Raw genomic sequence first — 11,655 nt, 5'->3', positions numbered from 1 at the left:
AACCATTATGATACCATACTCAATTTCTTTGTCAACAGAGCCACAAATGCCAATGCTGAATCCTTCAACGCAAAAGTTAAGGCATTTAGGGCACAGTTCAGAGGAGTGACAGATATTCCTTTCTTTTTATATAGACTTATGAAATTATGTGCCTGAGAGGAGAGGGCTTGCAACTGGGTTTTAGGACTGACCCCTTATTATTCAACAAGAAAAATGTAAGATAAATAGCAAATAATACCACATGGAATTTCTACTTACCCGCCATCTACCATAATCATACTTAAATTAATATTCAAAGACTAAAGTACCAAAAAATTCAGGACAGTGGAAGTCTGGTTTTGGAAGTTCTATCTTTTTCCATGATAGAAAATGAGGATTATCTGTTTTATCACCGCATTTATAGAAATTAGCTTTCATTACTAAACCATCAAGACTCTTAATATTATGCTTAAAAAAAGATGAAGCAGGTATTATTAACGATAACTCCCAAACAGATTCCATATTATGTATTACTCCTAAGGCTCGCCTTCCTAACGAAGCCCAACGATCAATACAAGATAATATACTACTATTAGCAGCTTCTCTTTTTTCTCGCTCCTTTCCATAGCATAATAATATCGATCCTATGCAATTTGCTTCTATATTATAATATCCCTTTTTATCATCGGGCATTACAAAAAATTCGCAACATGAGTCTTCCCAAACATTACCAAGGTCTGTATCTTCTACACTTCGCACACAATTCTCTTTTACTTTATAATGAAGATAAATGTTTTTACTATCATGTGCTATAGCAAACGTTACATTGGGCTGATATGGATAAGTTTCACTCCAATTAACAACGCTTATGTTTTGATACTCAACATTTTCCACCTTAAACAGTAATGGAATATTAACTGCTTGGGTAATACTATTTCTTAATCGTTTAACCTTTATTTCGTTTATCATTATATAAATTTATTTATATATTCTGTCATCATTTTTTCATGAGCTATCATATCATTATACAGTGCTAACTGATTTTTACTTCTTATAAGATTATGTTCAGAATAGTTTACTTTATAATAAGTATCACCATTTATATAATCGGTTAAGAAACGCACACACTGCATGTATGGAAATAATGCTGCTGCATAAGGAAGATGTTTTATTTCTACATCTGTTAAGAATTTACCTGCTATCTCTATATATCCTTCAGTAAAACTTTTAAATATATCTTCTTTTAATCCTACTTCATTTATTTTAGGAGAATCCTCTTCCACATAGTTAGCACTGGTACGAAGGAAATCGCCATAATCTGAAAATATAAAACTTGGCATAACAGTATCTAAATCAATAACACACAACGGATTGTCATGTTCATCAAAAAGCATATTATTTACTTTAGTATCACAGTGGCATATACGTTTAACTAAAGCTCCTTTTCTATATAACTTTTCAGATAGGCACATTTTATCAGCATCATATAAAAGGGTATTAACAATATCTATTACTCCCCTTACCCTACCCTTTGTATCTGCTTTTATAGCTTCTTGTAATTGTAGTATGCGCAATTCAATATTATGAAATTGTGGTATTGTTTCTCCAAGATTTTCCTTAACATCAGAGAGCAGAAACTGAAAATTGCCAAACATTCGTCCACATTGATATGATGTTATAGTGTTTATATCTGTTTTAGTAAAGGAATCGTTTATAAAAACACTTATACGCCAATAGTTATTTTGATTATCCTTTGTATAAGTTTTACCATTATCTGTTTTAAGAAATTCTAAACATTTCTTTTCTATATCTGCTTCACCTGCTTTTAAGAGTTTCCCTCTAATATGACCAGTAACTATCTCTATGTTATGTTGTAATAAGTTTACATCTTTAAAAATAGCATTATTAATGCGCTGCAACACATATTTACGTTTTTGGTTAGCAGTGCCTATCACAAAAGTTTCATTTATCAAACCATTTCCTAATGGTTTGATAAATGTTATTTTTTCTTTAATGTTGAAATGCTTTATTATATTAAATAAATTGTTCTGTTCCATAGTTTTATTTCTTCTATTATGGACGATCTTTTTTATTTGTACCAAACTTAGAAGGCTTATCCCCCATTATAAATTCAAGATTTCCGCCCTTCTGAATATCTTTAAACATAATATATGAACGAGTATAAGGTTTGCCATTAAGCCTAACGCTTTGTATATATTTGTTAACCTCACTATTATTCTTAGTAGTAATAGAAAATATTTTACCATTACCTACATTTATTTTGGCCTTATCAAAGATAGGTGAACCAAAAACAAACTTACCTCCTGCAGGCTCTACCTGATATAACCCTAAAGAAGAGAGTATATACCATGCACTCATCTGACCTACATCCTCATTGCCACTCAATCCATCTATATTATCATGATACATATCTTTCATTACTTTACGTAATAAAGGAGCTGCTTTATAAGGCTGCCCAACATAATTGTACATATATATAATATGGTGGCTTGGCTCGTTACCATGAGCATATTGTCCTATCAAACCACTAATATCTGGAGAAGCCTCTTTGCCCATATCGCCTGTAACAATAAAGAGTGAATCGAGCTTTTCCACAAACTTTTTTTCACTGCCAAAAGCCTTTACAAGTCCATGTACGTCATGAGGAACTAACCATGTGTACTGCCATGCATTACCCTCTGTATAATCATCTTGCCTATGTATGGTATTAAAAGGATTAAACGGCTCTCTAAACGTACCATCTGATAGCCTACCACGCATAAAACCAGTTTTCTTATCAAAATAAAATTTGCGATAGCTCTGACTTCTATTATAGAAATATTTATAGTCATCTTTCTTGCCAAGTTTTAAAGCTACCTGCGCTACACACCAGTCAGCTAAAGCATATTCCAGTCCTTTAGCTACAGTTTCTTTATCCTTATCCTTATCAACAGGATCATATCCATACTTTTTTATATTTCCTAATCCACGTTCACTTAGCAATTGCGAACTCTTTGTAGCTTCAAGAACCTTTTTCATATCCACATCAAAACCTTTTAAAGCTATATCACAAAGCACAGGAACGCAAGGATTACCTACCATGCAATCTGTCTCATTACCCATTAAATGCCATACAGGAAGTTTGCCTTGTTCTTTATAAATATGTAAGAATGTTTGTGCTAAATCCTTTTGCATCTCTGGGTGTATTATAGTCATCAATGGGAAAGCTGCACGATAAGTATCCCAAAGAGAAAAAGTAGTATAATTAGTAAAACTTCCCTTATGTATCTTTGCATCAGCACCACGATACTCTCCATTTACGTCAGAAAACACCGAAGGAGCTATCATTGTATGATACATTGCTGTATAAAATATTCTACGAGCATGCTCATCTTTAGTAGAAATAGCTATCTTTCCCAACTCTTTATTCCAATCGTTCTGAGCATTAGTTACTACTTTAGTAAAATTCCATTCAGGTATTTCTGCATTCATGTTCTTACGCGCATTTGCTATACTAACAGCAGAAAGCCCCACCTTTACCTCTACAGGCACCCCTGTAGGTATAGTTTCAAAGACCCAAATAGAATCTTTTTCATTTTTTATTTGCTTTATTGGTTGGCTAAACTCGGCTACAAAATAAACATTCTGATCCTTTGCCCAACCGGTAGAATTGCGCACACCACTAATAACTCTATCAGATTCTTGCTTCATTTGGCAAGATGTCATTTTATCCCAACCAATACCTTGCCATAAATTTAATACTATATATCCTTTTTTGATGTTTGCAGGATAACTATAACGATGGTACGCAACTCGTTTGGTAGCAGATAGTTCTACCCTTATACCGTTTGCTAACATTACAGAATAATAACCCGGAGTTACATATTCTGCTCGATGTGCAAACTTTATTTCACGTTCATCTTTCCCTATAGTTGGTAATAAAGATATATCTCCTAAATCTCCTATGCCAGTACCACTTAAATGTAACTGTCCAAAACCTATCACCGTAGAGTCGCTATAATGGTATCCTGAGCACCAGTCCCAACCTTGTTTCTTTTGAGTAGGACCTGCCTGAACATACCCAAAGGGGACATTAGCTCCTAAAAACACATGACCATGCCCACCTGTGCCTATAAAAGGATCGACATATTGTGTATAATCTTGCGCAAAACTATTACCCAAGACCAAGATAGTAAGAAATAAAAAAAAGAATGTTTTTTTCATGTTTTTATAATTGTTTTATCTTATTACTATAACTATATTACGTTTATTATTAGATAGTTATTTAATTTCTTTCACTAAATCGTTTAACTTAATTGTTTCAAAGGTTATTTGTGCGGCACTACTCTCATATAAAATCCCTACGGTTTCTTTATCTACCATTGTTAGGCAAGTGTATCCCCAGCTTGTACCTTCGTCTAAAAGCATCTGATTAGCTTCTTTCCATGTTAAGCCATTATCAAGACTTGCTTTAATAGTAATGTTGTTTCTGCTTTTTGTAGAATTGGGATTAGAAAATAATAATATATCTTTTCCTAAGCAGTTATCTTTAGCCCTCACTTTTATAAGGCTTGCCATACATATTGGTTCTATCAAAGCAGAGCGAGAAGAAGAATGCTCTTGCCAAGTTTCTCCCATATCGTTAGTTGTCATTATAGCCCTACTCCCACCACGGTTATCACGCATATTTAACATAAGTTCGCCTTGTTTTAGCTCCACTACCTGTGCCTCTGTAGTGTTTTCTTTTGCAGGATTACTTGCTTTCCATGTCTTTCCATGATCTTTGCTATATATTATCCCTGCATGAGGCATTCTGTTTTTATCTATAAACTGCATCGGGAATACCAATGTTCCATTGTGCATTGTTATGCCCCTACCCGGACCTTCTAAAAGAAAAAAGGAGGAAGCTTCTTTCACTTCTTTTGTTATATTAATAGGTTCTGACCATGTTTTCCCGTCATCTTCACTCTTTACTATCATTAATTGTGCTGTATGATCTTTATCCATTCCGGGCTGTGAGCTAAACCATGCTCGCTGATTTCCCATGCCATGTGCCCATGTTCCTATGATCCATATAGTGCCTCTTTGCTCATCTACCAATATAGCAGGATCGCCTACACCGTTTTGTGCCTTTGGTAGCCCAGCATTTTCTCCAAAACTCATCGGTATACGCATAGGTTCCCACGAGGCTCCCTTATCAGTACTTCTACTTAAACCAACCTCTATATATTCCTGTAAATCAACGCTATTATTATGCCTTACATCATACGTAGCTAAAAGCGTTCCTCTATTACTGGTTACAAGCCCTGGAATACGATAAGCTGCCACGCCATCATCACCTGCATGACGCACACCTATGGCTGTTTTATAGCATTTATTTGCTTTAGTATCACCTGCTAAAATAGCCATAGAATTGTCTATTATAGCTTCTTTTAATCCCACTTTTATTTTTTCATTCAATGTAGAAGATGGTTTCATTTCTATACTTATCCAAAAAAAGTTCACTCCAGGAAATAGCTTCTGTTTTGCTTTAAGTGTTACTAAATTGTTTTTAGGGGCTACTTCATCACGCTTAACAGAATAAGATGGTAAAGCAAATAATGTTCTGTTAGGTGTAAAATTGGTAAGATAACATACAGGTGCAAAACGTTTCTTTGATACATCTTGTCTTGCCTCAGTACCACCATAATATAGCTTTACGGCTTTTATATGCCTTAAAGATTCCGAAATGGGCAAGGCGATAGTTATATTATCCAACTCTTTACTGTTTTTTGCATCAATACGTAGATACATCAAGACATTGTCTTGCCGCTCTATTAATATGGGTACTATCTGCTGTTGCACCCATAGTGTATCTTGTGCATAGGCAGTAAACATGATGCAAGAAAAAGTTACCAGCATACGAAAACGTAAAGGTATCTGTCTGAAAATATTTTTCATATTAATTATTTTTATATTTTTCTTCATTAACTCTTATCTCATCGGTAAATATCCAACCTCCTATAATATTACCCTTTGCTTTTAAACGTAAGTAACGCCCTTTAGCCTGTCCTTTCCAGTTATAAGGATATATATAATAGACTTGCTCTTTTTTTATGTTAGGATCTCTTTTATCTATGGTAGTAAATATCTTATTATCTGAAGAAACTGACAATTCTATTTCGTTTGGAGTAAATATCCATACTGTATTAATATGTAAAAAATCAGCTTTTACAGAGCTAATATCTATATCTTTTCCAAAATCTATTACTACATCAAAACCATTGATAAATCCTTGCCAACCTCCTTCTATGTATCCCCAATCGCCAGCTTTGCCATTAACTAAAGTAGAATCGCCTTCTGCACGATATTTTTCAGCATAAGGGGCATTATAAATAATTTTCTTTTCTCTTGCATCATGTTTGTATATTCTACGGGCTTGCGGGCGAATACCTTTTTCGTTAGCCAAATCAAAGGGATTAAAGCCCCACGACTTTAAAGTATCTACTGCAGTTATTGCACGTACACGAAACTTGTTGTAATCTTCTTTCTGAGCTGCCCAGCCTGTTTCTGCTATAGCAAGGACACGTGGATAAATCATATATTCCGCATGTGCAGAGTCTTCTACATATTCTGTCCATAAACATGCTTGCAAACCAATTATGTTGCTTTCTACTTGAGTACCTTTATATTGTTTAGGAACAGGATCATAACTATAGATACGACGTAGTGGCAAATATCCGCCTTGTGCCTTAGGCTGCGTGTTAGGGGCATCTTGAAACATGTCTATATAGCAATACCCTACTGGGGACATTACTACTTTGTGTCCTAATTTTGCAGCTTTTAGTCCATATTGTTCGCCACGCCAAGAAGTTACGGCAGCATTAGGTGCTAACTCTCCTTCCATTATCTCGTCCCAACCTATAAGTTTACGACCATTTTTATTAAGAAATTGCTCTATACGATGAGTAAAATAGCTTTGCAATTGAGCCGTAGAAGTAAGCTGAAGCTCACGCATCTTTTTCTGGCACCTTTCGCATGTTTCCCATGTAGAGCGCATAGCCTCATCACCACCTATATGTATATACTTAGAAGGAAATAGCTTAATGACTTCTTTTAACACATTTGTCATAAAAACATAAGTGCGTTCATCGCTCGGGCAAAGATCCTCATGAGAATTATTCTTCTTAGAGCATGACAGCTCTGGATATGCAAAAGTAACCTCTTCACTATGTCCTGGCATCTCTATTTCTGGTATTATCTCTATATGTCTGTCTGAGGCATAACGCACTATCTCTTTAACATCTTCTTGAGTATAATATCCTCCATAAGCATTAGAATCTTGCTTATGAGCAAAACCTCGCTCATCTTCTTTACGCCATTTATCCCAAGAAGAATAAGTGCGATAGGCTGTTTCTCTTACCAAACGAGGATATTTCTTTATTTGTAGGCGCCAGCCCCCACCATCTACTAAATGCCAATGAAAAACATTTAGCTTAAAATATGCCATAGCGTCAAGCTGCTTTTTAATAAAATCTTTTGTCCAAAAATGGCGTGAGCAGTCGAGCTGTAAGCCGCGATACATAAAGCGTGGCGAGTCTGTTATAGTAGCACATTGTATCTTACCATTAGTAGTTAGCTGACGAAGAGTTTGTAAAGCATAGAATAATCCACAAGCTGTTGGAGCTGTAACGTATATATGTTTTGCATCTATCTGTATGTTATACCCCTGCTGTTGCTGCGTAGGTAGATAGCCTTTAGGTAGATTTGCCTTATTAGTACATGTTAAAGTTAATGTTTTTTTATTATCTTCAAAACAGCCTTTAGCACATGACCTAAGTAAATGTTTAGAAGAATGTTTTAATATTTTGGTAAATCCAAAAACCTCTTTTATATAGTGTTTTAGCCTATTTGCATCACTGTGATCAGCATTTATATATACTATCACATCCGAATCCCAGCTAAAAGAACCTTTTAAAGGAGTATAGCTATTAGGTTTAGGTATCATATCTTGTGCTATTGTTAAATTGAAAAACATTAACAAAAGCACAGCAGAAAAAAGTATTCGTTTATTATATTTCATCTTTATGTTATTTTTGCTTTGTTACAAAACTGCTTTTATTGTAAACGTATTAACGTTAAATAGCCGTTTTTATTTTGTTTTATTAGTCATATTTGGGTAAAATGTTATATTGTAAAATATCATCTTTTTATGAGTAAAAGGTCGTCTTTGAGTGGGTAAAAGGTCATCTTTGAGTGAATAAAAGATAATCTTTTAAAAGCTAAAAGTTTATATATTTTTTTATAATAGTTCATTTACTGAAGATAAATCTTTACATGTCCGGCTTTTATAAGTTGCTCATGTGTTATTCTAAAGCTATGATATGGCTTACCACCAACTTCTATTTTTCTTATTATCTCTGCCTTATCATTGTTACTAATAGTTTCTATAACAAGTTGTTTCTGTCCCCATTGCTTTTTATCTAACTTTATAGTTATCTTACTAAAAACAGGAGATGTAAAAGTATAAGACGGGTTACCCGGACAGTCGGGATAAAATCCCATCATGTTAAACACAGCCCATGCCGACATTGTCCCTGTATCATCGTTACCAGGAATGCCTTCTGGAAGATTCTTAAAGTTTTCCTTTAATATTTTTCTCACTTCTTTTTGGGTACGCCATGCTTCTCCTTTAAAATAAGAAAAAAGATGAGCGTAAGCAATATCAGGTTCGTTAGCAGGGTCATAATAATGCTTATCAAACACCATTTGGAGCTTGTTTACAAAGGCTTTCTGTCCTCCCATAAGTCTTGCATAGCCCAAAACATCGTGTGGAACGAAGAAGGTATAGTTCCAAGCATTTCCCTCATGAAAGCCCGGAGAAGGCTCAAAGTTCTCCCCTTGCTTAGGATTAAACTTTGTAAGGAAAGTACCATCAGGTAGCAAAGGTCTTAATGTTCCGCATTGCTTATCATAATATTTGCGGTAATTGAGCGATCGGGCATAAAAAATTTTAGCATCTTTCGCTTTACCTAAAGCTTTAGCAAGACGAGCTAAAGCATTGTCAGCCACATAGTATTCCAAAGCATGTGAAACAGAATTATCATATTGCTCGCGAAGTGGTACATACCCTTTTTGCATATAGTCGTCATTATCGGGTCGCAGAAGATTTTTTCTTCCTTCTGTTGTTGCCGATTTATAAAAAGCCTTATATGCTTTATTTATATCATAACCTCGCAAGCCTTTAAGGTAAGAATCGGTGATAACAGGAATAGCAGGATCGCCCTCCATAGTATAAGTCTCACGAGAAAAAAGCTCCCATTTAGGCATCCAGCCATGTTCTTCATACATATTTATCATAGTACGAATCATGTCCCGTTGCTTTTCAGGATATACCAATGTTAAAAGTTGGTGTACATTACGATAAGTATCCCATAGAGAAAACACGGTATATCTATTTCCTTTATCGAGTGTTTTTATTTTATCACTTTCTATAGCAGGATACTCTCCATTAACGTCTTGTAATATGTTAGGGTGGATAAGTGTATGATAAAGAGCTGTATAGAAAATAGTTTTATCGTTTTCGCTACCACCCTCTACTGTTATTTTAGACAAATTTTCTTGCCATGCTTGCCGAGCTTCAGTATATATCTGCTCAAAAGTTTTATTTTTTTGCTCTATATCCAAGTTTTGCCGGGCATTTTCTATACTTACGAATGATACTCCCATTTGCACTTCTATTTGCTCATTTTCCTCAGTATCATAATTTAAGAACACCCCTATATCATCGCCTGCTAAGTCTTTCTTATAATCGGTATACAATTTATATTTACCATTATCCTTATCCCATTGACTTTCTACGCCTGTCATAGGGCGTTGCTTTTTCCAATAACCTGAAGAAAGAGGCTTTTTCTTAGTACGCATAACAAAATAAATAGGAAAAACAGCTTGTGGATTATAGCAAAAAGTACCTAACAACTTCATACCAACAAACTCTGTATCGCTTACCTTCTTTATATAAGCCCCACTCTCGTTGGTAAGCCCTTCACCAAGATTTAACAATATATGGCTTTTACCTTTAGGAAAGGTAAAACGTGCCAAAGAAGAGCGAAGAGTAGCTGTAACCTCTGTTTTAATATTATAATCGGTAAGAATGTTAGCGTAATATCCTGGCAGTGCTTTTTCGTTTTTATAACAGCTACCATACTGTTTATAGTCTACTTGCAATGCTCCTGTAGTAGGCATAAGCAATAAAGAGCCCGCTTCAGGGCAGCCTACTCCGCTTAAATTGACATGAGAATAGCCTGTAAAAAAAACATTATGATATTCATACGGTGTAGACCACCAGCGTGAGTCTTTATCATATTTGTTTTTAGAACTGCCCATTACGTTAAAAGGTACTACCGACATTAGTCCGTTAGGACATACTGCCCCAGGATTAGTAGTGCCAAAATTAGACGTTCCTATAAAAGGGTTTACATAGTCTACCACATCTTTTTTACTCTCTGAAAAAGCCATAAGAGAAAAGAAAGTAAATAAGATGCAAATATATTTCCGCGATTTACCTAACATCTATGTTATATTTTTGAAAATAAAAAAAAACAAAAATCGACATTTAACACCCTAAAGATACATTATATATATATGCCCGTAGGTGTTAATGCCGATTATACATTTTAAACAATAGAATTGCGCTTAGTATACTCTATAATCTCATCTATATACCCAAAAGCAATCCCTACTACTGTGTCAGCAGCACCATAATATACTACCACACGCTCTGTGTCTTGTAAGGCTGCACATGGAAAGACAACATTAGGTACATCGCCAGACAGCTCATAAGGTGCAGCAGGAGCAAGTAAATAAGGCTGTGTGCGATAAAGAACCTTAGTGGGATCATCTTTCTGAAGTATTGCAGCTCCCATAGAATAACGGAAACCATTACAGGTATTTATAACTCCATGATAAAACAACAGCCAGCCTTCCTTTGTTAAGAAAGGCACAGAGCCTGCGCCTATCTTTGTACACTGCCATGCACTCTTAGGAAAAGGTGTTACCTTCATTACACAACGATGCTCGCCCCAATACTTCATATCAGGAGAAAAACTTATATATATATCGCCAAAAGGTGTATGACCATTATCGCTTGGACGGCTTAACATAGCATACTTACCATTTATTTTCTCAGGGAAAAGCACGCCATTACGATTAAAAGGCAAAAAAGCATTTTCGCACTGATAAAAAGTTTTAAAATCGAAAGTATAACCTATTCCAATAGTAGGACCATGATAACCATTACACCATGTTATCCAATAACGATCTTCTATCCATGTTACACGTGGGTCGTATTTATATTCCGACTCTATCATCTGTGTGTTTCCTTGCTCAAAAGTTATAGGATCGTGGTTAATATCCCAATTGATGCCATCTTTACTAAAACCCGCAAAGATATTCATCTGTACCGACTTGTTATCGCAACGAAAAACTCCAGCAAAACCATCTTTAAAAGGCACTACTGCACTATTAAAAATACTATTTGATGAAGGGATATGATAACGATCAATAATTGGGTTTTTAGTATATCTCCACATTACATCTTTACACTCTGTAGGACGTTCTTCCCAAGGAAGCAAACTCTTTAAATTAGTCATTAATCTGTATTTTAAGTTTAAGTTTTTGGTATATTTTGAGTGTAAA

General features: G+C 35.1%; 8 protein-coding genes. 1 reads left to right on the top strand and 7 read right to left on the bottom strand.

The window, feature by feature from the left end; translation table 11 throughout:
- Window positions 1–156 (top strand): transposase (locus AC1DCD_RS02510; protein WP_464640042.1); only part of this gene is annotated, 156 nt, incomplete at its 5' end.
- 129 nt (window positions 157–285) lie between these two features.
- Here the strand turns inward: AC1DCD_RS02510 and AC1DCD_RS02505 are convergent.
- The 7 genes from AC1DCD_RS02505 to AC1DCD_RS02475 all read right to left on the bottom strand — a co-directional run bounded on the left by AC1DCD_RS02505 (window position 286) and on the right by AC1DCD_RS02475 (window position 11,609).
- Window positions 286–948 carry a carbohydrate-binding family 9-like protein gene (locus AC1DCD_RS02505; RefSeq protein ID WP_464639939.1) on the bottom strand — a complete coding sequence of 221 codons (663 nt, stop codon included), beginning with the start codon at window positions 946–948 and terminating at the stop codon, window positions 286–288.
- The gene (locus AC1DCD_RS02500; RefSeq protein WP_019036565.1) at window positions 948–2,036 is read right to left on the bottom strand and encodes a phosphotransferase enzyme family protein; all 1,089 of its coding nucleotides are present in this window, start codon (window positions 2,034–2,036) and stop codon (window positions 948–950) included. The genes AC1DCD_RS02505 and AC1DCD_RS02500 overlap by 1 nt, the downstream gene beginning before the upstream one ends.
- 16 nt (window positions 2,037–2,052) lie before the next feature.
- Complete coding sequence (locus AC1DCD_RS02495; RefSeq protein WP_464639941.1) at window positions 2,053–4,203, bottom strand: GH92 family glycosyl hydrolase; 2,151 nt, start codon at window positions 4,201–4,203, stop codon at window positions 2,053–2,055.
- 57 nt (window positions 4,204–4,260) lie between these two features.
- Window positions 4,261–5,919: a BNR-repeat neuraminidase N-terminal domain-containing protein gene (locus AC1DCD_RS02490; protein WP_464639943.1), complete on the bottom strand. Its 1,659-nt coding sequence runs from the start codon at window positions 5,917–5,919 to the stop codon at window positions 4,261–4,263.
- 1 nt (window position 5,920) lies between these two features.
- Window positions 5,921–8,041 (bottom strand): beta-N-acetylhexosaminidase, encoded by a 2,121-nt coding sequence (locus tag AC1DCD_RS02485; RefSeq protein WP_464639945.1) that lies wholly within the window; start codon window positions 8,039–8,041, stop codon window positions 5,921–5,923.
- Window positions 8,042–8,274: 233 nt separating this feature from the next.
- Window positions 8,275–10,530 (bottom strand): GH92 family glycosyl hydrolase, encoded by a 2,256-nt coding sequence (locus tag AC1DCD_RS02480; RefSeq protein ID WP_464639947.1) that lies wholly within the window; start codon window positions 10,528–10,530, stop codon window positions 8,275–8,277.
- A 104-nt stretch (window positions 10,531–10,634) separates the two neighbouring features.
- A complete protein-coding gene (locus AC1DCD_RS02475; RefSeq protein WP_060932666.1) occupies window positions 10,635–11,609 on the bottom strand; it encodes a glycoside hydrolase family 130 protein in 975 nt (324 codons plus the stop codon).
- Window positions 11,610–11,655 lie beyond the last annotated feature (46 nt).

The sequence above is a fragment of the Prevotella sp. C0209C1 genome (assembly GCF_056583855.1).
This window is presented reverse-complemented; position numbering and strand designations above follow the sequence as displayed.